Origin of the sequence: Bradyrhizobium sp. CSA112 (genome assembly GCF_029051645.1) — a bacterium.
Taxonomy (GTDB): domain Bacteria; phylum Pseudomonadota; class Alphaproteobacteria; order Rhizobiales; family Xanthobacteraceae; genus Bradyrhizobium.
Window position 1 is genome coordinate 56345 of the sequence record NZ_JAACFS010000001.1, and the last position, 19893, is coordinate 76237.

A 19893-nucleotide genomic window follows, 5' to 3' on the forward strand; every position below is an offset into this window, starting at 1 on the left:
ACTTAAGACTATGGCTGCACCTACCAATACCTTCCTCACCTCGGCCGCGATCGGCAACCGTGAGGATCTGAGCGATATGATCTATCGCATCGACCCGACCGATACCCCGCTGATGTCGGCGGTGGAAACCGAGAAGGCGACTGCCGTCAACCACGAATGGCAGACCCAGGCGCTCGCCGCGGCTGCGGCCAACTCACAGGCGGAAGGCAACGACTTTGCCGGCGTTGCGGTCACCCCGACCGTTCGTCTCGGCAATATCGCCCAGATCAGCGCCAAATATGCCGTCGTTTCCGGCACTCAGCAGGCGGTTGACCACGCCGGCCGCGACAACGAAATGGCCTATCAGGAAATGCTGAAGGGCCTCGAACTGAAGCGGGACATGGAATTTATCCTGTTCGGTTCGAACACGGCCAAGGCATCGACCGATCCCCGCAGCACGGCCTCGATCCTGTCCTGGATCAAGACCAACACCAGCAAGGGCACGGCGGGCGGCGCGGCCGACCCGGCCACTGCCGACGGTGCGGCGACTCGTACCGATGGCACCCAGCTTGCGTTTACGGAAGCGCGGCTAAAAACCGTTCTTTCCGCGATCTGGACCGCCGGCGGAAAGCCCAACCTGATCTCGACCGGCGCCTTCAACAAGCAGGTGTTCTCGACCTTCACGGGTCGCTCAACCCCGATGGAGCAGGCCAGCTCGAAGAAGATCGTGGCATCGGTTGACGCCTATGAGTCCGACTTCGGCAAGCTGAAGGTGGTCCCCGATCGCTTCCAGCGCGCCCGTGACGTTCTGGTACTCGAAACCGAGAAGTGGGCCATTGCCTATCTGAACGGTCGTAAGTTCGTGTCGATCCCGGTCGCGAAAACCGGCGACAACGAAAAGCGCCAGATCTTGAGCGAGTATGCGTTGGTCGCCCGCAACGAGAAGTCGTCCGGCGGCGTTTTCGACAACACGACCTCGTAAGCCTTCATCACATCAACCCTTATGGGCGGCCTTCGGGTCGCCCTTTTCTTTGGAGGCTTAAATGGCACTTCCTGTAAATCGACCTATTAACGAGCAGACTGTCTATGCTCGCACGACTTCTATCGGTGCAACCCCCGTAGCCGGATCGACCGTGGCGGTCGCAAAGGGGCTGCTTCAGCGTGTCTTCGCCTTCTCCGAAGGCGCTTCGAGCGGCACCATCGCGGTTGCGGTCTCGGTCAACGGCGGCTCCTCGGTGGGCTCGATCAGCTTCACTGGTGGCGCTAATGCGATTGGCTCGCTCGAACTTTCCACCCCGGTTTCGGTCTCCGAGGGCGATCTGATCACCTTCACGCCGTCTGGTGGCGCGGGCGCTACGATCCCCGGCCACTTCTACGCTGTCATTCGGTGATCCCCATGCCAAATCGAGATAATCTTACCGTTCAATCGATCAGCGTTAATTCGACCGCCGCAACTGCGGTAACGCTGCCGACAAGATACAACATCTTTAATGTCAGCGCGCCATCGGTCGGGACAGACGTGAGCCCATATGTTTGGTCTGTCAGTCTTCCCGCGGATAGCGATACGGCGGTCGGAGATGTTGCGGAATTTTACGTTACAAACAGGCCGTTCGATAGTTCAACTGCTGGTACCCTCACCATTACCGATAGTAGCGGAAATTCGTTCTATCCAAGCGGACCAGATCTATCGACGAGTTACCCTACGAGGTGGTCATTGGCCATTCGTAAGGTTGCGTCAAACACTTGGGGCGTTAACTAATGGCGGTTTTCCAGATCAAACAGCCATCGTCGCGGCCGGGCACGTCGCAAGACATTACTACGGGCGCGGCGTCGGCCACGCTGGCAAATCCGTTCGGCTCCGAGACGTTCCAGGTGCGCCTTTGCACGACCACCACTTGCCGATACCGCGTTGTGGAGGCGGCGGGCGGGACAGCGGTCGCGACAGACACGCTGCTTCACCCCGATCAGCTTGAGTACATCACGGTAACGCCCGGCCAGAAGATCGCGGCCATTCAGGAAACGGCGGCGGGCAAGCTCAACGTTACGGAAATGTCCTGATGCAGACGACCCGCATCCATCTCGATAGCAACGGCCAAGACCTTGCTATCGAGACCATCCAGGACGTTGAGCCGATCCTGGAATGGAACAAGGAGGCCCGCAAGGAGGAGCAGCATTCGGATTGGGGGCGGCATGTGGCCCGCATTCCGAACGTCATCCTCACGCGCTGGCTGAACGAGGAGTGGCAGCGAGGCAATATCACGATCAGGCTGTTCGGACCTGAGATGGACGCGCTTGTCGAGCGCAAGCTGCAGGACCCGGATTGGGCATGGCTGCGCACGGACAAGAAGCGGTCGATCATCAACGGCGGGTTCGGTAGCTGATGGCGATCAACACCTATGCCACGCTGGTTTCAGCGGCTACGGAATGGCTGGCGCGTGACCAGGATACTACGCTGGTTGCGCGGATTCCTGATTTCATCACTCTGGCAGAGGCGAAGTTCAATCGAAAGCTTTTCGTCCGCCAGATGGAGCAGCGCGCAACGGCACTGATCAATCTTGCCTCAAGTGAACCGGAATACATCTCGCTGCCGAGCGACTTCCAGTCCATGCGCAGGGTGCGGCTTTCGAGCGTGACCGGGAAACCGGCTCTTGAGTTCAAGTCCGGCATCCAGATGGATGAGTACCGTTACGCTAATTCCGACATCACGGGCCAGCCGCGGTATTTTACCATCTTCGGCGACGAGATCGAATTGGCTCCAACGCCAGAGGAAGCCTACACGGTTGAAATGATCTACCGCAAGGTTGTCCCGGCGCTGACCGCGTCGGCGACGACAAACTGGCTGCTGACGCTGGCGCCGGATCTGTACCTCTACGGGGTTCTGCTGGAGTCGGCTCCCTACATCAAGGAGGACGGCCGCATCCAAACCTGGGCGCTTGGTCTCTCCGACGCGCTTGATGGCCTCAACAACCTTGGCCTGACATCAACCTTTAATGCCGGTCCAATGACCGTGCGCGTCTCGCAGCAGGTAGTCTGACATGGCGCTAACGCAAGAACGCCTGAAAGAACTTCTGACATACAGCCCCGAGACGGGGCTTTTTCATTGGAAGGTCAGAACATCGAATCGCATCCGGGCCGGCGACGTGGCCGGATGCCATGACACTCATTACGGTTATGTGCTGATTGGGATTGACGGCGTTGTTTATGGAGCCCATCAACTCGCAATCCTGTATGTCACAGGTGCAATGCCAGTTGAGGTAGATCACGAAAACGGAAATCGCCGAGATAATAAGTTCAACAATCTTCGCGACTGTACGCATTCGCAGAATCAGAAAAACCTCAAAAAGCCGAAGCATAATACTTCGGGGCTCAAGGGCGTTCACTTCCATAAACAAAGTGGTCTGTGGCGCGCTCGAATTCAGGCAAATGGTCGTCACCATTCACTTGGTCTTCATTCAACAAAAGAGCTAGCACACGCGGCCTACCGCGAAGGTGCGATTCGCCATCATGGCGAATTTGCTCGTTTCCAATAGGAGGCGACAATCGCAGCCTTTAACAAATTCAACTGCTTCGTGCTCGACGTGGCGAACGCGCTGCACGACATGAAGACCGGCACGGCTCAGGTTTACAAGGTCTACCTGACCAATACCGCCCCTGTCGCGACCAACACAGTCTACAACACACCCGCCGATCTCTCGACTGCGAACGGATACACGGCAGGCGGCACGACCATCGGCACTATCACGGGCTCACAGACTTCCGGCACGTTCAAATTTGTCGGCGGCACCGATCCCGCTTGGACGGCATCCGGTGGGTCGATCGGGCCGTTTCAATATGCCGTGCTCTACAATGATACGTCGGCGACCAACCCGCTGATTGGCTGGTGGGACTACGGAACAGCATTGACCCTAACCAACGGCAACACGTTCACGGTAGATCTCGATCAGACCAACGGCATTCTGACGATTACCTGATGGCAAAACTGTTCAACCTTGCCCGAATGACGACGGCGACGTCGGGCACGGGCACGATCACGCTTGGCTCTGCGGTCTCTGGATATCTAACATTCGCGTTGGCGGGTGTGGCGAATGCTGATGTTGTGGCGTATGGCATCAAGGATGGCGCGAACTCTGAGGTTGGGTATGGCGTCTACACGTCTTCCGGGACCACGCTGACCCGCAATGTACGCAAGTCAACAAACGGCGACGCGCTGATCAACCTGTCCGGTACTGCTGAAGTATACATCACGCCGCTTGATGCTAATATTCGAGTGCCGAAGGGTCATATTTTTGGGCTGACACTCGCAAACAATACGACGGATGCGACTAACGACATCGACGTAGCGGTTGGTGAGGCCGCAGACGACACCGGCACGTTTGTTATGCCGCTCGCATCTTCGATCACGAAAAGGCTTGATGCGGCGTGGGCGGTCGGGACAGGCAGCGGTGGACTTGATACAGGCTCAATCGCGAACGCCACCTATCACCTCTGGCTGATCATGCGGCTGGATACTGGCGTTGTCGATGCACTGTTCTCAACCAGCGCCACGGCGCCGACCATGCCCGCGAACTACACTTACAAGCGACGCATCGGGTCGATCCTTCGGGAGAGCGCGGCTATCGTAACCTTTGTGCAAACAGATGACTATTTCCAGCGCAAGGCACCGTCGCTTGATGTGAACGTGAGCAATCCGGGTACGTCGGCCGTTCTTCGCGCGCTCAAGGTGCCCCTGGGAATCAAGGTCAGGGCGATATTGAACGCATCGATCACTAACCAGCCTGGCGTTGCAAACGGCCGAACGTGGTTTTCTGACCCCGATACCAACGATGTAGATCCGGCTACCGGGACTGCATATGGTCTCGGTATCCCCAATCTCAATGATGCCAACTCAAACGTTTATCTGGAGTGCCGCACCAACACTTCGGCGCAAATTCGCACAAGGGCCGCGGCGTCTGGAGCGTCTTCCGGGCTTGGCGTTCACACTTTTGGATGGATCGATAGCCGAGGACGGCACGCCTGATGCTCGGCTTCGACGCGCTAGGCCGACTCGCGCTTGGTCAGGGCTCTGATTCTGGCGCTTCAACGGTTATCCTCATCGCGGATGCTGGCGCGTTTGCCCTGACGGGAAATGCCGCTCTCTTCGGGATTGTGCAGCCGTCAGCAGCCACGAGCTATTCAGTGACGGGCAACGCGGCTTTGTTCAAGCCGACAATGGCGACAACGCCGGCTACTTACTCGGTCGCGGGGCTGCCATCGCTCTTCAATACTGTGCTTCCTGCCAGCGCGGCTAGCTATTTGGTTTCAGGCAGTGCGGCGGCGTTCGCTACAGTGATGCCGGCGTCGGCAACGTCCTACGTGGTGACGGTCAATGACGCACCGCTAGTCACCGCCCTTGGCGCGGTCGCGGGCTCCTATCTCGTCACCGGCAACGATGCAACGTTCACGCGCGATTTTGAAGATTGGTTTCCCCGCCCGTTCGATACCGACACATGGACCAATCGTACCATCGAGGCCGAGACGTGGACGCCAAAGACAATTGAATCCGAAAGCTGGACCGCACGAACAAAGCAGGCAGAGACATGGACGCCAGCCACCCCACAGACCGAAACCTGGACGGCTAGTTAATGCCTCTGCTTGCCGCTGGCGAATATCGCCCCGATGTATCCGATTACCTCGGTACGGCAAGCCGCAACGTGTTGAACGTCATCCCGCGCGGGGATGGCTACGGCCCGTTTCCGAGTTTTTCGGCCTATACCTCGGCGCTTCCCGCTGCGTGTCGCGGGGCATTCTATGCGCTGAAGTCGGATGGAACGGTCGTTACGTTCGCCGGCACAGCAACCAAGCTATACCAGCTCAACAACACCGATTTTACGTGGACGGATGTTTCTCTCGGGGCGTCAACTTACAGCGCGTTGTCGGCAACGGCGCAATGGCAATGGGCGCAGTTTGGCAACCTTGTCTTTGCCACGCAGGCCAACGCCGTCTTGCAGGTATTCGACCTTAGTTCCTCGTCTGCATTTGCCAATTGCGGCGGGTCGCCTCCGCAGGCGGCGTATATTGCTGTGGTTGGGCGATTCCTGGTTCTCTCTGGGCTACTGTCCAATCCATACCGCATTCAATGGTCCGGACTGAACGCAACGACGACGTGGACGAGCGGCACGAACAGCTCCGACTTTCAGGACTTTCCGGACGGCGGCATTGTCCGCGGCGTTGCGGGCGGGGAGGCTGGCGTCATCTTCCAGGATCAGGCCATCCGGCGCATGTCGTATGTACCGGGATCGCCGATCATCTTCCAGATTGATCGTATTACGCAGGACAAGGGACTGTTTGCGCCATACTCGATCATTCGGGCGGGCGAAAAGATTTTCTTCTTTGCTGGTCAGGGCTTTCACAAGATCGAACCCGGCGGCGTCCCCGAGCAGATCGGCCGCGAGAAGGTAGATCGCACATTTCTCGCCGATCTCGATAAGGGGCATCTTGAATTGTTCATCGGCGCGGCTGACCCGCGCTCTACCAAGATTTACTGGGCGTATCGGTCGGCAAACGGTGTCAACCCGGCGAACTATGACAAGCTCCTGGGGTATGACTATCTGCTTGATCGATTCTTCCCGCTGTCAGTCACGGGCGAATATCTTCTCGGTATTTCTCAGACCGGCCTGACGCTGGAAAATCTCGACACGATTTCGGCGTCGCTGGACGCGCTAACGCTTTCGCTGGACTCCTACGCTACGGCCGTTCAGCCGCAGATTGCTCAATTCAACGCCTCCCATGTGCTGGGCTTCTTTGCCGGGGCGAACCTTGAGGCCACGATCGAAAGCGCAGAGCAGGGAACAGACGAAAACCGCGTTACCCTGCGCGGGTTCAGGCCGGTTACGGATTCCGCAACGGTTTACGGCTCGGTGACCTATCGCGATACACAGTCGGCAGCGTCAACATCGGGCGCTGAGGTGCTGATCAACGCGCGGACCGGACGTTGCGACATGATGCGCGACGCTAGATATATGCGCTTTAAGAACCGCATTCCCGCAGCCGAGACGTGGACGTTCTTTGCGGGCGTTGTCCCTGACATCACCACGAGCGGCACGCAGTGACGGAAAAGCTTAAGCTCAGACTTTTAATGATATCGCTCATTCGAACCGGCAAAAGGTGGGCAGAGATAATGGTCGCATTCGTTCCCGGCCTGACCGAGACCGATCTGAAGAAGATCGTCTTGGCAATCCAGCAACTGGCGTCGGGGCGGTCGAACGCGGTTGGTACGGTGACGCTGACGCAGAACTCGGCGACGACGGTAGTAACGACGGCGACGGGAACGTGCTTCACGGGTTCTGTGCCGATTCTTGTACCGACGACAGCGAACGCCGCAACCGAGTTCGGAGCGGGGTCTTTGTATATCTCTTCGATTGGCAAGGACACGTTCACGATAACCCACGTCAACAGTGCGACGGCTTCGCGGACGTTCCTTTATGCCATCCACGGCTAGTCTTGTCTGCGTTGATCCAGAGCAGATATTCGAGTTCTGGCCGCACGCGAGAGGCTTAATCAAGGCCGCGATCGACGCGACCAACCTGAGCGACTTCGCCGATATCGAAAGCGACGTGCTCGAAGGCAAGCAGCTTCTTTGGCTGGCTTGGTCAGATCACATCGAAGCGGCTGCCACCACGCATCTATCGCGCGGGGTTTGCACGCTGACGGCATGCAGCGGACATCAGCGGGAGCGCTGGCTTCCCTTGTTCGCGAGAATTGAGAAATACGCAAAAGACGAGAGCTGCAGAGCTATGCGGATAATCGGAAGGCCCGGTTGGGAACGCGTTCTCGACGGCTATCGCCGCGAGTTCGTCATACTTGAAAAGGCACTTTAATGGGCGGCACTAGCAAGACGACGCAGACGCAGAGCAGCACCACGGCCCCTTGGACCGAAGCTCAACCTGCGCTTCAGGGCATCCTGAGCCAGTTGCAGGGCAACCTTAGCAATACCGGCGTGACGGGGGCTGAGAGCGGGGCGCTTTCGACGCTGGTCAGCAACGCCAACAACGCATCATCGACCTATGCGCCGCAGATCGCCGACTTCGCCAAGACGCTGCTTTCAGGTGGCGGCGCGACCGATCATGCGGGGAACGTCAACGCCAACTATCAGCGCTATGTCGATCAAACCAACCCACTTGCGTCGAACACCAATTATAACCCCTATGACACTCCAGGGTTCAAGGATGCGCTGAGCACCACGATCGCCGACATCACGAACGCGACTAACGGGCAGTTCGCGGCGGCGGGGCGTGACTTCAGCGGGATGAACTCGCAGACGCTCGGGCGCGGCATCATGCAGGGCGTGGCTCCGACCATTGCATCGCAGTACAACCAGAACGTCCAGAACCAGCAAGGCGCGGCCGGCAATCTCTACAACGCCGGCAACACCAATGCAGGGATCTTGGCTGGATTGCAGCAGCAGAAGCTCGCCAACCAAGGGCAGGGCGTTGCGGCTGCGGGCGCGGCTACGGACGCCGCAAATGCCGGTGCCAACGCGACGTTACAGGCTGAGGCGGCGCGGCGCGGCATTCCCGTGCAGTCGCTCGGGCTGCTGGCGCAGATCGGCATTCCGATTGCGGGGCTCGGGTCGCAGAGCAGCGGCACGGCTACCGGCACCAAGCAGGATTCCGGTGCAATGCAGTTTGGGCAAATCGCGGGCGGCCTCGGCTCGCTGTTTGGCGGCGGCGGCGGAACTACTGTCGGCAATATCTTCAAGATGATCTCCGATCGCCGCGCAAAGGAAGACATTACGCAAGTCGGGACGCTGTTCGATGGAACGCCTGTCTATCGCTACCGCTACATCGGCCAGCCCGCATTCCAGATCGGTTTGATGGCGCAGGACGTTGAAAAGACAACGCCGGAAGCCGTTGGTCAGATCGGTCGGTTCAAGGCGGTTGATTACAAGCTCGCGACTGACAAAGCTGTGGAGGCTGCATAAGTGGGCTTGCTCGACTCCCTCTTCAATCAATCGACCTATGGCGGCCAAGGCGGCGGCTTGCTGGATTTCCTGCGCACCACACAGATGCAGCAGGAGAACTACCAGCCAAGCGCTGGCTTCCCCGGTCAGGCTTCGCCAATCGCCGTTGGTGGCTATCAGATGCCACGTATGGGCGACGCCGCGCAGTTCATGCCGCCCCCGAACGACCCCGCTGCACTCCCGCCGAATGCGCAGCCCGCACAGGGCCAGTTGCCCATGCAACCGCCCCAGCAACAGGGCTTTGGCGGGTTCTTGGAAGGGCTCAACGAAAACTTCCAGAACATGGGTAACGGCGGCTCACTCATTGGAGCGCTGACCGGCCAGCGTCCGAACAACCAGACCGCGCAGTTCCTCGTTTCCAAGGGTCTCGATCCCGCGCTGGCAAGAACCGTTGTCTCGGATCCGGGGCTGCTTCGCGCTGTCCTTCCCCAAGTTATGGGCATTGGAGGCCAGACCGACGACATCAAGGAATATCAGTTCGCCAAGCGCGAAGATCCGACACTGACCTTTGACAAGTTCATGGCGCGGAAGAAGTCTGTTTCTGGCGAATACGGTATGCAGCCGATCTGGGGCATGAAGGACGGCAAACCCGCTATTGTTCAGCTCGGTAAGAGCGGGGAAGCGAAAGAATCCGTTCTCCCTCCGGGATTTTCGCCCGCTCGCGATCCGATCAAGATTGAGGGGCCGACTGGAACGACAATCCTTGATCCTCAGACCCGTGAGTTTGTCAAATTCATCCCGAAGGACGTTGCCGGCGCCGCAAAGTCTAAGGAGATCGGCGAGGCGGAAGGGCAAGCGACAGTAAACTTGCCGACTGCCATTGCAACTGCGGAAAACACACTCAAAACTATCAAGCAACTGGAAGAGCACCCCGGAAAGAAGGCTTGGGGCGCCTTTGGCGTGGGCGCAATGCTGCCCGACATCCCCGGCACAGATACCCGTGGGTTCGGCGCGCTGGTTGATCAGGTCAAGGGTCAGAACTTCATGACGGCGTTCCAGTCACTGAAGGGCGCGGGAGCAATTACAGAGCAGGAGGGCGCGAAGGCAGAGAAGGCTCAGGCCCGACTCGATCGCGCGCAATCTGAGAAGGATTTCGACATCGCTCTGAAGGATCTGAAGGAAGTAGTCATGGCTGGCATGGAGCGTGCTCGCCAAAAGGCCGGCATTAAGAACAACCAGCCATCCCCTACGACCGATTCCGCTCCGAAACGTATCCGCCTCAATGCTGACGGGACCATCGCTCAATGATTGAGGTCGAGCTTCCGGACGGCCGAGTTGTCGAGATCAATACGACTGATCCGTCTGTCGCGGCTCAGGCTGCTCAGAAGTTCTTGGCATCCAGTGCCCCGAAGCCGGACAAGTATCAGCAGGCCGCGATTGACGAGCAGGCCAACCTAAAAGCCAAGGGAATCGATCCCGGCGCCGGCCTGACCCGTCGTCTCGCCCACGGCGCGACGCTTGGGGCCGACAGCACCATCATGGCCGCGGCGATGACGCCGCTGGAAATGTTCAAGCGCGGCATCAACCCCATTGAGGGCTACAACTACGCGAAAGCCCGCGAAGACCAGATCATGGGCGATGCGCGCAAGAACACGGGCGCGCTGGGAACGGCGGCTGAAGTCCTTGGGGGCGGCATCAGCGGCGCTGGACTGGCAAGCGGGGGAATTACCGCGGCTCGGTTTCTCTCGCCTGAGGCCGGCCTACTGGCCCGCACAGGGGCATCTGCGGCCGATGCTGCTGGCCTTGGTGCGTTTTCGGGGGCGATGGAGGGCAACGGGCTCGCCGAGCGTGGCATGAACGCGCTAAAGGGCGGTCTGCTAGGCGGCGTTCTCGGTTGGGCTACACCAGCCGCGCTATCACTCGGCGGCGTTGTCGCCTCTCCCATCATCAGCAATATCCGAGCCCGCATCAACCCGACTGGGTTTGCGCAGTCTCAGGTCGCCCGCGCCGGGTCGGAGAGCGGCATGACGCCGGCCCAGATCGCGGGTGAGGTCAGGACGGCTGCCACTGAAGGGCAGAACATGTTCACCGCGGCTGATGCCATGGGGAACGCCGGCCAGCGCCTTCTTGCGACAACGGCTCGATCACCCGGTCAGGCCAGAACCGATGTCGTTAACTTCCTCGACAACCGACAAGCTGGACAGGGGCGGCGCGTTTCCGGGGCACTTTCTGAGGGCTTTGGCAGCCGTTTGACGCCAGACCAAATGCGGACGGCGATGACTGCTGAGCGCGGCGCGATGGCCGATGATGCCTACGGCGCAGTTCGCGCGGATGCGGGGCGGACCGATATTGTGCCGGCCATAAACACTATTGACCGGACCATCGGGACAGGTCCGGGCCAAGCCTTGCAGGCGACCAATGACAGCGTTGAGGGTGCATTGCGTCCCTTCCGTGAGCGGCTTGCGCGGGTTAACCCGGACGACTTCGAGGCGGTCCAGCGCATTCGGTTCGATATGGCAGATGCGGCGCAGAATGCCAGACAGACCGGCTACAATAACCGTGCTAGGGAAATCGGAAATGCGGTGCGGGAATTAGACGCCGCGATGGAGAACGCTAGTTCCGGGTATCGGCAAGCCAACCGAAACTTCGCCGCGGCGTCGCGCAACATTGATGCGGTGGATCAGGGCCGGGAAGCCGCTATGCGCGGCCGAACTGAAGACATCATCCCGGCTTTCCAAGCACTGCCTCCGCGCGGCCAGCAAGCATACCGAACCGGCTACGTTGACCCGCTAATCCAGCAGACACAGGGTGCGGCGTTTGGCGCCAACAAGGCTCGCCCGCTTATCAATGACGCCTTTGCGGATGAAGCTGCGGTGATCGCGCCAGGCAATGCGCTGATGCAGCGTCGCATCGGCCGCGAAAACACCATGTTCCAGACCCGCAACGCGGCGCAGGGCAACTCCAAGACAGTCGAAAATGCGAACGATGATGCCGCCATGGGGCTTGACCCGACGGTTATCGGTTCGCTGGTTACCCAAGTTGGAAGCGGGAATTTCAGCGGCGCGTTGCGGACCATGCTCGGAGCTGGCCAGAATGCTTGGACAGGCAATACGCCAGCCGTTCGGCAAGCAGTCGCGGATATTCTCTTAACGCGCGGCGGCAACGTCAACGCGGCTCAGTTTCAGCGCATGCTTGATGAAACCGTCCAGCGGATTCAAAACGTGCAGCGGATGGCCCGATCAATGGGGCGTGGCGCGGCTGGCGGCCTTGCGGTCACTGGCCCCGGCCAGAGCCGTCGTTAGTTCCTGAAATAGTACAGTATCGCCACAACGGCGAACATTCCGATCAAGTAGGCGACAGCATCAGGAAGCCCCGGCCCAAAAATGGGTTCGCGGGGTTTTTTGCGTTCTGAACTGTAATCCTTAGGCGGCAGATCGATATCCATGGACAATGCTCGATTAGCTTTCGACTATTTTGTCAGTCAAGGCCTGTCGCCGGTTCAAGCGGCGGGCATTGTCGGCAATCTTCAGGGCGAATCCGGTCAAGGTCTAAATCCTCTTGCAGTCAATCCTGGTGATGGGCGGGACGGCAGCGATAGCGTCGGTATCGCCCAATGGAACGCGGGGCGGGCGCAGGCACTCAAGGATTACGCTGCATCCAAGGGTTCATCCTGGAACGATCTTAACACACAACTTGAATTTCTTCACCAAGAACTAAAGGGGCCGGAAAGCGCTGCCTATAGCCGTCTATTGGCAGCCAAAACGCCAGAGGAGGCCGGGCAGGCCATGCTGGCGTTCGAGCGCCCCAAGGACTGGAATAAGCCCGGAGCGCACCCAGAGCGCGGCCAGTACGCAGCCAAGGTCTTCGCCGCGTATGGCGGCGGCCAGCCAGTAGCCGCCCCAGAGACTCCCGCAAGCCCGCCTAGCGCCCCTCTGATGGCACCCCAGCAGGCCCCGATCTTTCCGGCCGCTCAACCGCAGGCCCAACCACAGGGCGGCTCCATGTTCGCTTCCATGCCTGCCGAGCAAATGCAGGCCCCGCCGATCTTCTTCGCGCCTCGCCGCGCTCCCGATCTTTCGAAACTCCGATCGGCCTTTAAGGCCCCAATCTTCCGAGGACAAGCATAATGGCGCTTCAGCACTACCTTTGGAGCCGCACGGCTGCATCCAACGCGACCGCCGATCCGTCGGTCAACTGGCAGGAAGGACAGGCACCTTCCAGCGTCAACGATTCCGCTCGCGCTATGATGGCGTCTGCCGCTGGCTTTCGAGATGACATTTCGGGGGCGATCGCGACTGGCGGCACCTCGACCGCTTACACCGTGGCTTCATACCAAGTCTTCAATTCCCTGGCGAACATGAGCGGCCAGATGATCGCCTTCACACCGCACGCCACGAACGGCGCCACCGTAACTTTAAACGTGGACGGTCTCGGGGCCATGCCACTGCGTTCGGCTCCATCAGTTGAACTGCCTGCCGGCGTTCTGGTGCAGGGCTCGCCCTATATCGCGCTCTACAATTCGAGCGATTCCGTGTTTTACCTGCACGGCTACTACGTCAACCCGTATTCGATACCGATCGCGGGCGGCATTGACTATTGGGGGACAACCGCGCCCAACAGTTCGTTCGCATTCCCTGCTGGGCAGGCAATCAGCCGGACGACCTATTCGACGCTCTTCGCCATTATCGGCACGGCTTATGGCGTCGGTGACGGTTCAACAACCTTCAATCTGCCGGACAAGACCGGCCGCGTTTCTGCGATGAAAGAGAGTTCGGCGACACGTCTAACTTCAGCCTATTTCGGCGCCAGCGGCGCTACGCTCGGTGCAACTGGCGGCTCAGAGAGCAACACGCTTTCGCTCGCGAAAATCCCCACCGGCATCCAGTCAACAAACAACGGGAGCATTGCTCTCACCGTCACGACAACCCAGAAAGTCGTCAACGGGCCGAATGGCGGCTCGGCACAGGCCGGCGGAACACAGGTTACGGCGGCCGACCCTGGGTCGGGGGGCGCCCTAAGTCTTCTGGCGTCAACCGGCACCCTTGCGGTTGGCGATGTTGACGTAACGTCGATCAACACCAGCGGGGAGCCTCACGCCAACGTGCAGCCGACCATCGTCTGCAACTACATCATGCGAATTATTTGATGGCCCGCCACCACTCATCTTCCGCTGGGTCGGGTTGGGGCGGGGACAGACGACGAGCAATAGCGGCGGCTACAGCGATCGCGACCAGCGGAATAGCGATAAGCGACCACACTGTCTAACCGCATCCAAGGGCGCTAGTCAGTTTATCCAAGACAGTGCGAAACCAAACTGCTTGTGCTACTGGCGAGAGGTGTACGCCGTCCAGGGTCGGGGTTTTCGCTTGGACAAGTGCAGACCTGATATCGATATATTTTCGGCCGGCATAATAGCGGATCATGTCGTCAATCTTGTCTGATGACGCCCGGTCGAGCGAACCGGTGGCGGGGCCAGACTCTAGCGGCGGGATGCCAGCATACAGGACAACATCAGATCGCGTCCTAAGTGCCTTGTCCAGAAAATTGTAGCGATCCGGAAACTCGGACAGGCTTGCCGGTTCTGCGTCATTGGTGCCGATCGCAATGACAACCGCGGCGGCTCTGAACGCGAGGCGCCTAGCCGTTAATGCGTACTGGTAAGTTGTCGCGCCCCCTATCCCGGCGTTGACGACACGATGCCCGCAAATCTCAGCGGGCAATAACGCGGATTCTACGATGCTGTCGCCAACAAACACAATGGAATTAGCGCCCGCCTGAGCGAGCTGGCTGCGAATGACGAATATCCTGACCTCCGTGTGGTCGTGCGCGGTGGCCGGCCCAGCCACAGCAAGAGCTAGTAGAGCAGCGAATGCTGTTGTTCGATTTGTCACCTTGGTCATCTAACCAAAATTTCGGTCACGATAAGGCCGTCCTCTGTAACCGATACCGGGTTGTGTAGCAGGGTGACAGTGAATGGGCGGTCAACCTTGTCGATCGTCGCGATACCGGACACGGCGATGTTTATCAGATCGTCGGAAATATCGACGCGGAAGTCCTTCCCGCCGCAAGACGGTAGCATTACTGGAGTTGGCCTGACGTGGTGCCTGACGGCCTTCTCGGCGAACAGACAGGCTGTCAATTTGATGGCGGGAATCATTGCCGCAAGTTTGGCTTTGCTAAATTCGACCTTCTCGTACCGCATCGGCCCAGACGGCTCTAGCCGCGTCGGGTCGTCAGTTTGCTTCTCGGATAGCAAAAACGGGTACAGCGTCGGCGAAAGCAGCAGCGCCGACAAAAACAGATAGACCGGAACATCAGAGAGGCGAGGCACTATTGGCGCCCTTGATATTTTGCGCGCCAGATTTCGAACTCGACCCACAGCCAAACCGCGGCCGGAACAATAAGCGTTAACCACCACATCCGCCCCTCCCCAAGGTTGGGCGCGAATCCTACCACCACAACCCCGAATAGAGCAAGTCGATGAAACCCAGCACCAGAGCGGGCGCGGGCAGCCTCGCCGTGAGGAGAACCCATGCCTGAACCAGCAGCAATCCGCCACAAAAACCCCGGTGCGATGTGGCCGGGAGCTATCGCCACGAAGTGGGGCTCGAAGAAGTGGGTTTATCTCAACGACGGCACCGGGCAGGGCGGCAACGGTAAGGGCAACAAGATCGCCACGTTTGACAACTGGGTCGATGGTATTTGCGCGCAGCTCGATCTGTGGCGCACCTCGCCGAACTACAAGAACAAGCGCTTCGCCGAAGCTATCCGTATTTGGTCCGGTGGCAACAACGTCCCGGCGTACATCAGCTACGTCAAGGCGCGCATTCCGGGGATGGACGAAAACACCGTCATGAACGATGCGTTCTGGCGCGGGCCTATGGGGGTCAAGTTTCTCCAGGTGCAGGCTGGGCACGAAGCCGGGAAGCCAATTCCGGCTCCCGATGCGGACTGGATCGAGGCGCAGCGGCGCGTGTTCTCCGGTGCAAAGCCCTTGACCTCCACTACCCAGAAGGCGGGTGGCGCCATCGCTGCTGCCGGCACGGCGGCGACTATCGCCCATCAAGCCGGGTTCAATCCCGCCATCATTATCGCAATCGGCGCTGCGGTCGCAGTGGCCGCATTCCTCATCATCTGGAAACTGAAAGGCAAATGACAATGTTCGTATTCGGATCTGTTCTCGGCTTCGTCGCTGGCGGTGCTCTCATCTGGTTCTGTCGTGAGCCCGTGACCGTCTGGTATAAAGGCGCTGAAAACTATGTCGGCGCGCTCAACGACAAAATCAACGCGATCAAAGCCAAACTCTGATGGACTTCGCCGCGCCACTCTCCCGCGTTGCGCTGCGCTATGTCGTCGGCTTTCTGATCGCGAAGGGCTACCAGATCAGCCCCGAGACAGCAACGGACCCCGACCTAGCACAGCTCGCATATTTTCTGATTGCAGGCGGCCTTGCCATGCTTAGCGAAGGCTGGTGGTGGCTCGCCCGCAAGTACGGGTGGGCACAGTAGCATGTGGACCGCCATCATCGCCTTCTTCAAGGCAATCCCCGCCATCACTGGCGGCATAACGGCGTTCACCCAAGCCTACTACAACGCCAAAGTTCAAATCATTCAGGCCCGCGTCGGCGGTGATGTCGAAGTAGCGAAGCAACTTGCAACCGGCATTGTTGCCGAGGGGCAGACGCGCGTCGAGTTCTTGAAGGTCGTCGCGCAAAGCAAATTCCTGATGTTCCTAGTGGGCGGCTTTGCTTTCCCCTGGATGTTCTACCAGGCGAAGGTGGTCATGTGGGACAAGATCATCTGCAAGTGGGTTCTCGGCGTCTACGGATACACCCCTCCGGTTGATGGCTCGGTTGGTGAGTGGGCTGGGTGGATAATCGGCGGCATCTTCGGCACTGGTGGCGTGATGGCGCTGGGGCAAATGTTTTATAACCGGAGAGAGCGATGAGGATACTAGCCGCGGCGGCGGTTGCACTGTTGTTGGCAGGGTGCGCGAGCATTCCTGAACCTGCACCCAAGCCGCAAGTGCATCGCAGTTATACTAAGCCTGCGAAAATAGTCCAACCGGCGCCAGTCGAGAAGCCGGCTGCTGAGAAAGCCAAGACATTCAAAGAGCGTTGGCTCTCGCGCTTCTTCAGGAATCGCGCACAATGAGCGACGATATCCAGCGTTCATTGGGCCGCGTCGAGGCCAAGGTTGACCTACTTCTAGATCGAGAAAGCGCAAACAACAAGCGCATCAGCGCCGTAGAGAAAAAGGTCTGGTACGCCTCTGGAGCCTCCGCGGTCGTCGCATTTTTCGCAACACATCTCATCGGCAAACACTAGGGGGCTTCAAATGCTCAGACTCGCTATCGCGCTGCTAGCCATGCTAGCGGCAACGCCGGCCTATGCCGTGAACGAACTCCAGGGACAGCCGCTCTCCAAGATCGAGGAGATGGGGAGGTCTCACGGAGTCATCATTGAGAAGCTGAGCGCAGCGGACACCGCGATGGTTGACGCCGCATCGCCCGGCCGCCCGCAGCCATCCACGATCTACCTCCTGACGCTCGGCTCCAGCGCGATGCTGGCTCTGGTGCGCGACGGGGTGGTCATCTTCTCTAGCGATCCGGTACCGCTGGAGGAAGTGAACAAGGTTCTCAAGCGTAGTGGTGCGTGATGTTTCTGGGCATCCTCCTTTTCATTGCCGGCATGTTCATTGCCACCCAGAACACGCAAAGCAAGATCGCTTGGCCCCTGATCATTGTGGGCCTTGTGCTGATCGCGGTGCCGGTGAGGGCTCATGACCACGACCATCCAGAACTGGATGCCTGGTACGCGGGCCTGATGCAGCCCGACAATCCAACGGCATCCTGCTGCGGCAAGACAGATGCCTATTGGTGCGACGACTACTACGCCAGAGACGGAAAGGCATATTGCAGGATCACGGACGACCGGGTTGTCGATGGACGCCCTCCGGTGCCGGTTGGCACTGAGATTGAGATACCCGCGCGCAAGCTGAAATGGGATCGAGGGAATCCGACTGGACATTCCGTCGTGTTCCTGAGTAGCGGCGGTTCGGTTTTCTGTTTCGTCCAGGCTGGAGGTGTCTGAATGGCTTTTTCGCCGGCCATCACCGACGAAGAATGTATTCAGGCGGCAAAGGCTAGCCAATCCCACCGCAGGTTTTCTGAGGCCGCTGCCTCGATCGGCATATCGGTATCTGCGCTCAAACATCGCACAAAACTTGCCGCAGAGCGTGGCCTACTCGGCACGAAGCCCGTTCTACCGGGTTTCCGCCTCTCGAAAACGACAGCCGTTACCAATGAAGACGGCGATGTTGTCCGCGAGTTCATCCAGCAGCGGCCAGAGTTGGGGGCGCCATTTGAGGTTCCTCCAGGACATGCTGTTAAAGGTGTGTCTGCTCTTGTTGATTCTGACGGTCGTACTATCCAGCAATGGATCAAGACCAAAGAGCAAACGCAGACCGATCTGATAGCAGCGATCAAGGAAGAGTTCGACCAATACCAGGGCGCTGCCAAGCTCGTTGAGCCTCCGAAAGAAACCAACTCCGATCTGATGCAGGTGTACCCCGTATGCGATCCGCATATCGGAATGCTTTCCTGGGGGCCGGAGACCGGCGAATCCAACGACCTCAAGATTGGTGTGGAGCGCGTTGATAGCGGGCTCCAGCGTCTGATCTCGCTCGCGCCTCCGGCTGAGACCGCCGTCATTATCCAGACTGGCGACTTCCTGCATGCCGATTCGCAGTCTAACGCGACGCCAGCGTCAGGCCACCAACTAGACGTGGATGGAAGGGCGCAGAAGGTCAAGCTTGCTGGCGTCCAACTCTTGCGTCGATCGATCGACTACGCCCTGCAAAAGCATCAGCGGGTTATCGTCAAGAACCTGAAGGGCAACCACGACCCTGAAAGCGCGGCTTGGCTCAACATCGCATTGGGAATGTTCTATTCCGACGAGCCGCGGGTAGAGATCGACCTTGAAGACGGCAACAACGATATCTGGCTGCATCTGTTCGGCGTCAACTACATCGGGGCAACGCACGGCCACACCATGAAGCCAGAGCGAATGGCGATGGTGATGGCGGACGATAACCCGGAATATTGGGGCGCCTCCAAATATCGCTGGATGATCTTCGGCCATATCCATCACGAGACGGTCAAGGAGGTGGGTTCGGTTCGCTGCGAGTCCTTCCGCCAGCCGGTCCCCAAGGATGCCTACGCGCACAGCCACGGTTACCGGGCGGGCAATTCAATGTCTGCGGTGACGCTGCATAAGACTGACGGCGAGATCGGCCGGCACAAGATCAACTTCCCGAGGGGCTGATGAGCCTTCCGCTGAATGCCGAGATGGTGGCGACGGCTTACGACTTCCTGAACACAACGCCGCCGTTCAACAAGTGGAACTTGCCGGATGCCGAAGATGTAGGCTTCCGTCTGTCGCGCCGGAAGAAGGAGCTTGGTCGCTATCAGTGGGACGGCAAGAGGCACACCATCATCGCCTCTAGCCTCGCCATCGGCCACACGTCTACGCTGATGCGCTTTCTCTGCCACGAGATGATACACCTGCATCTCGAAGCAACCGGCACAGAGAGCCGTCGAGGGGGCGAGGACACACACAACGTAGCGTTCCAGAAGTTCGCTGCAGAGGTCTGCAAATATCACGGCTTCGACCCGAAGGCTTTTTACTGATGATGTCTCCCGCGCTCGTGGCCTTCGTGGGCCTTTTGTACGCATACATTGCCGTCGAACAATTCTACCTCGAAAATCCGGGTATGGGCATTTGCTACTTTGGCTATGCCGTGGCGAATATCGGCATGTGGTTTTTGGTAAAATAACCCGCATTTTGTAGGCTTTCGCGCGATTCCGTGTTACTGTGATTTGCATGAACCGCGAGCGTATTTTCCACTATGCGCGCCATCACGCGCTACTAGATTGGGTCCGCCTCGGCTGGATAGTCGCCAAGCCGAACTGCCAAG

29 protein-coding genes are annotated in these 19893 nt (G+C 59.0%); 26 read left to right on the forward strand and 3 right to left on the reverse strand.

The window, feature by feature from the left end:
• Window positions 1-10: 10 nt before the first annotated feature.
• The 15 genes from GWE18_RS00330 to GWE18_RS00400 all read left to right on the forward strand — a co-directional run bounded on the left by GWE18_RS00330 (window position 11) and on the right by GWE18_RS00400 (window position 12219).
• Complete coding sequence (locus GWE18_RS00330; RefSeq protein WP_275183835.1) at window positions 11-961, forward strand: DUF5309 domain-containing protein; 951 nt, start codon at window positions 11-13, stop codon at window positions 959-961.
• A gap of 151 nt (window positions 962-1112) precedes the next feature.
• Entirely contained in the window at window positions 1113-1370 is a 258-nt protein-coding gene (locus GWE18_RS00335) for a hypothetical protein (RefSeq protein WP_275183836.1), read from the forward strand.
• Between the two features lie 367 nt (window positions 1371-1737).
• Entirely contained in the window at window positions 1738-2037 is a 300-nt protein-coding gene (locus tag GWE18_RS00340; protein WP_275183837.1) for a hypothetical protein, read from the forward strand.
• Window positions 2037-2360: a hypothetical protein gene (locus GWE18_RS00345; protein ID WP_275183838.1), complete on the forward strand. Its 324-nt coding sequence runs from the start codon at window positions 2037-2039 to the stop codon at window positions 2358-2360. The genes GWE18_RS00340 and GWE18_RS00345 overlap by 1 nt, the downstream gene beginning before the upstream one ends.
• The gene (locus GWE18_RS00350) at window positions 2360-3013 is read left to right on the forward strand and encodes a hypothetical protein (RefSeq protein WP_275183839.1); all 654 of its coding nucleotides are present in this window, start codon (window positions 2360-2362) and stop codon (window positions 3011-3013) included. Before GWE18_RS00345 ends, GWE18_RS00350 begins: the two co-directional genes overlap by 1 nt.
• 1 nt (window position 3014) lies before the next feature.
• The gene (locus tag GWE18_RS00355; protein WP_275183840.1) at window positions 3015-3509 is read left to right on the forward strand and encodes an HNH endonuclease; all 495 of its coding nucleotides are present in this window, start codon (window positions 3015-3017) and stop codon (window positions 3507-3509) included.
• Between the two features lie 39 nt (window positions 3510-3548).
• Complete coding sequence (locus GWE18_RS00360) at window positions 3549-3950, forward strand: hypothetical protein (RefSeq protein WP_275183841.1); 402 nt, start codon at window positions 3549-3551, stop codon at window positions 3948-3950.
• Window positions 3950-4996, forward strand: coding sequence for a hypothetical protein (locus tag GWE18_RS00365; RefSeq protein ID WP_275183842.1), 1047 nt, complete (start codon window positions 3950-3952; stop codon window positions 4994-4996). The genes GWE18_RS00360 and GWE18_RS00365 overlap by 1 nt, the downstream gene beginning before the upstream one ends.
• Window positions 4996-5601, forward strand: coding sequence for a hypothetical protein (locus GWE18_RS00370; protein ID WP_275183843.1), 606 nt, complete (start codon window positions 4996-4998; stop codon window positions 5599-5601). Before GWE18_RS00365 ends, GWE18_RS00370 begins: the two co-directional genes overlap by 1 nt.
• Entirely contained in the window at window positions 5601-7067 is a 1467-nt protein-coding gene (locus GWE18_RS00375) for a hypothetical protein (RefSeq protein ID WP_275183844.1), read from the forward strand. The genes GWE18_RS00370 and GWE18_RS00375 overlap by 1 nt, the downstream gene beginning before the upstream one ends.
• A gap of 68 nt (window positions 7068-7135) precedes the next feature.
• Entirely contained in the window at window positions 7136-7456 is a 321-nt protein-coding gene (locus GWE18_RS00380; RefSeq protein WP_275183845.1) for a hypothetical protein, read from the forward strand.
• Complete coding sequence (locus GWE18_RS00385; RefSeq protein WP_275183846.1) at window positions 7440-7835, forward strand: hypothetical protein; 396 nt, start codon at window positions 7440-7442, stop codon at window positions 7833-7835. The genes GWE18_RS00380 and GWE18_RS00385 overlap by 17 nt, the downstream gene beginning before the upstream one ends.
• Window positions 7835-8938, forward strand: coding sequence for a tail fiber domain-containing protein (locus tag GWE18_RS00390; protein WP_275183847.1), 1104 nt, complete (start codon window positions 7835-7837; stop codon window positions 8936-8938). Before GWE18_RS00385 ends, GWE18_RS00390 begins: the two co-directional genes overlap by 1 nt.
• Window positions 8939-10225 carry a hypothetical protein gene (locus tag GWE18_RS00395; RefSeq protein ID WP_275183848.1) on the forward strand — a complete coding sequence of 429 codons (1287 nt, stop codon included), beginning with the start codon at window positions 8939-8941 and terminating at the stop codon, window positions 10223-10225. It abuts the gene before it with no gap.
• Window positions 10222-12219, forward strand: coding sequence for a hypothetical protein (locus GWE18_RS00400; RefSeq protein WP_275183849.1), 1998 nt, complete (start codon window positions 10222-10224; stop codon window positions 12217-12219). Before GWE18_RS00395 ends, GWE18_RS00400 begins: the two co-directional genes overlap by 4 nt.
• Here GWE18_RS00400 and GWE18_RS00405 read toward each other — a convergent pair.
• Window positions 12216-12362, reverse strand: a complete 147-nt coding sequence (locus GWE18_RS00405; RefSeq protein WP_275183850.1) for a hypothetical protein — start codon at window positions 12360-12362, stop codon at window positions 12216-12218. The genes GWE18_RS00400 and GWE18_RS00405 overlap by 4 nt on opposite strands.
• Between GWE18_RS00405 and GWE18_RS00410 the strand changes: the two genes are divergently transcribed.
• Both GWE18_RS00410 and GWE18_RS00415 read left to right on the forward strand, forming a co-directional pair.
• Window positions 12361-13044: a phage tail tip lysozyme gene (locus GWE18_RS00410; protein ID WP_275183851.1), complete on the forward strand. Its 684-nt coding sequence runs from the start codon at window positions 12361-12363 to the stop codon at window positions 13042-13044. The genes GWE18_RS00405 and GWE18_RS00410 overlap by 2 nt on opposite strands.
• Window positions 13044-14063, forward strand: a complete 1020-nt coding sequence (locus GWE18_RS00415) for a tail fiber protein (protein ID WP_275183852.1) — start codon at window positions 13044-13046, stop codon at window positions 14061-14063. The genes GWE18_RS00410 and GWE18_RS00415 overlap by 1 nt, the downstream gene beginning before the upstream one ends.
• Window positions 14064-14178: 115 nt before the next feature.
• On the opposite strand, the gene GWE18_RS00420 is transcribed toward GWE18_RS00415, so the two are convergent.
• Window positions 14179-14817, reverse strand: coding sequence for a GDSL-type esterase/lipase family protein (locus GWE18_RS00420; RefSeq protein WP_275183853.1), 639 nt, complete (start codon window positions 14815-14817; stop codon window positions 14179-14181).
• The gene (locus GWE18_RS00425) at window positions 14814-15248 is read right to left on the reverse strand and encodes a hypothetical protein (RefSeq protein WP_275183854.1); all 435 of its coding nucleotides are present in this window, start codon (window positions 15246-15248) and stop codon (window positions 14814-14816) included. Before GWE18_RS00425 ends, GWE18_RS00420 begins: the two co-directional genes overlap by 4 nt.
• Window positions 15249-15449: 201 nt before the next feature.
• On the opposite strand from GWE18_RS00425, the gene GWE18_RS00430 reads away from it, so the two are divergent.
• From GWE18_RS00430 to GWE18_RS00470, 9 genes are all read left to right on the forward strand, one after another.
• Window positions 15450-16073: a hypothetical protein gene (locus GWE18_RS00430; protein ID WP_275183855.1), complete on the forward strand. Its 624-nt coding sequence runs from the start codon at window positions 15450-15452 to the stop codon at window positions 16071-16073.
• Between the two features lie 2 nt (window positions 16074-16075).
• Window positions 16076-16225 carry a hypothetical protein gene (locus GWE18_RS00435; RefSeq protein WP_275183856.1) on the forward strand — a complete coding sequence of 50 codons (150 nt, stop codon included), beginning with the start codon at window positions 16076-16078 and terminating at the stop codon, window positions 16223-16225.
• Window positions 16225-16425, forward strand: a complete 201-nt coding sequence (locus GWE18_RS00440; protein ID WP_275183857.1) for a hypothetical protein — start codon at window positions 16225-16227, stop codon at window positions 16423-16425. Before GWE18_RS00435 ends, GWE18_RS00440 begins: the two co-directional genes overlap by 1 nt.
• A gap of 1 nt (window position 16426) precedes the next feature.
• Window positions 16427-16864, forward strand: a complete 438-nt coding sequence (locus tag GWE18_RS00445; RefSeq protein ID WP_275183858.1) for a hypothetical protein — start codon at window positions 16427-16429, stop codon at window positions 16862-16864.
• Between the two features lie 202 nt (window positions 16865-17066).
• Window positions 17067-17243 carry a hypothetical protein gene (locus tag GWE18_RS00450; protein ID WP_275183859.1) on the forward strand — a complete coding sequence of 59 codons (177 nt, stop codon included), beginning with the start codon at window positions 17067-17069 and terminating at the stop codon, window positions 17241-17243.
• 10 nt (window positions 17244-17253) lie between these two features.
• On the forward strand, window positions 17254-17574 hold the full coding sequence (locus GWE18_RS00455) for a hypothetical protein (RefSeq protein ID WP_275183860.1): 321 nt from the start codon (window positions 17254-17256) through the stop codon (window positions 17572-17574).
• Window positions 17574-18008: a hypothetical protein gene (locus GWE18_RS00460; RefSeq protein WP_275183861.1), complete on the forward strand. Its 435-nt coding sequence runs from the start codon at window positions 17574-17576 to the stop codon at window positions 18006-18008. The genes GWE18_RS00455 and GWE18_RS00460 overlap by 1 nt, the downstream gene beginning before the upstream one ends.
• The gene (locus GWE18_RS00465) at window positions 18009-19241 is read left to right on the forward strand and encodes a hypothetical protein (RefSeq protein WP_275183862.1); all 1233 of its coding nucleotides are present in this window, start codon (window positions 18009-18011) and stop codon (window positions 19239-19241) included.
• Window positions 19241-19606 carry a SprT-like domain-containing protein gene (locus GWE18_RS00470; protein ID WP_275183863.1) on the forward strand — a complete coding sequence of 122 codons (366 nt, stop codon included), beginning with the start codon at window positions 19241-19243 and terminating at the stop codon, window positions 19604-19606. Before GWE18_RS00465 ends, GWE18_RS00470 begins: the two co-directional genes overlap by 1 nt.
• Window positions 19607-19893 lie beyond the last annotated feature (287 nt).

Coding starts and splice junctions, on each gene's coding strand:
- GWE18_RS00365 (WP_275183842.1), top strand. CDS start 3,950: ATGGCAAAACTGTTCAACCTTGCCCGAATGACGACGGCGACGTCGGGC.
- GWE18_RS00350 (WP_275183839.1), top strand. CDS start 2,360: ATGGCGATCAACACCTATGCCACGCTGGTTTCAGCGGCTACGGAATGG.
- GWE18_RS00415 (WP_275183852.1), top strand. CDS start 13,044: ATGGCGCTTCAGCACTACCTTTGGAGCCGCACGGCTGCATCCAACGCG.
- GWE18_RS00420 (WP_275183853.1), bottom strand. CDS start 14,817: ATGACCAAGGTGACAAATCGAACAACAGCATTCGCTGCTCTACTAGCT.
- GWE18_RS00400 (WP_275183849.1), top strand. CDS start 10,222: ATGATTGAGGTCGAGCTTCCGGACGGCCGAGTTGTCGAGATCAATACG.
- GWE18_RS00340 (WP_275183837.1), top strand. CDS start 1,738: ATGGCGGTTTTCCAGATCAAACAGCCATCGTCGCGGCCGGGCACGTCG.
- GWE18_RS00440 (WP_275183857.1), top strand. CDS start 16,225: ATGGACTTCGCCGCGCCACTCTCCCGCGTTGCGCTGCGCTATGTCGTC.
- GWE18_RS00435 (WP_275183856.1), top strand. CDS start 16,076: ATGTTCGTATTCGGATCTGTTCTCGGCTTCGTCGCTGGCGGTGCTCTC.
- GWE18_RS00430 (WP_275183855.1), top strand. CDS start 15,450: ATGCCTGAACCAGCAGCAATCCGCCACAAAAACCCCGGTGCGATGTGG.
- GWE18_RS00330 (WP_275183835.1), top strand. CDS start 11: ATGGCTGCACCTACCAATACCTTCCTCACCTCGGCCGCGATCGGCAAC.
- GWE18_RS00385 (WP_275183846.1), top strand. CDS start 7,440: ATGCCATCCACGGCTAGTCTTGTCTGCGTTGATCCAGAGCAGATATTC.
- GWE18_RS00390 (WP_275183847.1), top strand. CDS start 7,835: ATGGGCGGCACTAGCAAGACGACGCAGACGCAGAGCAGCACCACGGCC.
- GWE18_RS00460 (WP_275183861.1), top strand. CDS start 17,574: ATGTTTCTGGGCATCCTCCTTTTCATTGCCGGCATGTTCATTGCCACC.
- GWE18_RS00370 (WP_275183843.1), top strand. CDS start 4,996: ATGCTCGGCTTCGACGCGCTAGGCCGACTCGCGCTTGGTCAGGGCTCT.
- GWE18_RS00405 (WP_275183850.1), bottom strand. CDS start 12,362: ATGGATATCGATCTGCCGCCTAAGGATTACAGTTCAGAACGCAAAAAA.
- GWE18_RS00410 (WP_275183851.1), top strand. CDS start 12,361: ATGGACAATGCTCGATTAGCTTTCGACTATTTTGTCAGTCAAGGCCTG.
- GWE18_RS00470 (WP_275183863.1), top strand. CDS start 19,241: ATGAGCCTTCCGCTGAATGCCGAGATGGTGGCGACGGCTTACGACTTC.
- GWE18_RS00445 (WP_275183858.1), top strand. CDS start 16,427: ATGTGGACCGCCATCATCGCCTTCTTCAAGGCAATCCCCGCCATCACT.
- GWE18_RS00380 (WP_275183845.1), top strand. CDS start 7,136: ATGGTCGCATTCGTTCCCGGCCTGACCGAGACCGATCTGAAGAAGATC.
- GWE18_RS00455 (WP_275183860.1), top strand. CDS start 17,254: ATGCTCAGACTCGCTATCGCGCTGCTAGCCATGCTAGCGGCAACGCCG.
- GWE18_RS00345 (WP_275183838.1), top strand. CDS start 2,037: ATGCAGACGACCCGCATCCATCTCGATAGCAACGGCCAAGACCTTGCT.
- GWE18_RS00375 (WP_275183844.1), top strand. CDS start 5,601: ATGCCTCTGCTTGCCGCTGGCGAATATCGCCCCGATGTATCCGATTAC.
- GWE18_RS00450 (WP_275183859.1), top strand. CDS start 17,067: ATGAGCGACGATATCCAGCGTTCATTGGGCCGCGTCGAGGCCAAGGTT.
- GWE18_RS00465 (WP_275183862.1), top strand. CDS start 18,009: ATGGCTTTTTCGCCGGCCATCACCGACGAAGAATGTATTCAGGCGGCA.
- GWE18_RS00355 (WP_275183840.1), top strand. CDS start 3,015: ATGGCGCTAACGCAAGAACGCCTGAAAGAACTTCTGACATACAGCCCC.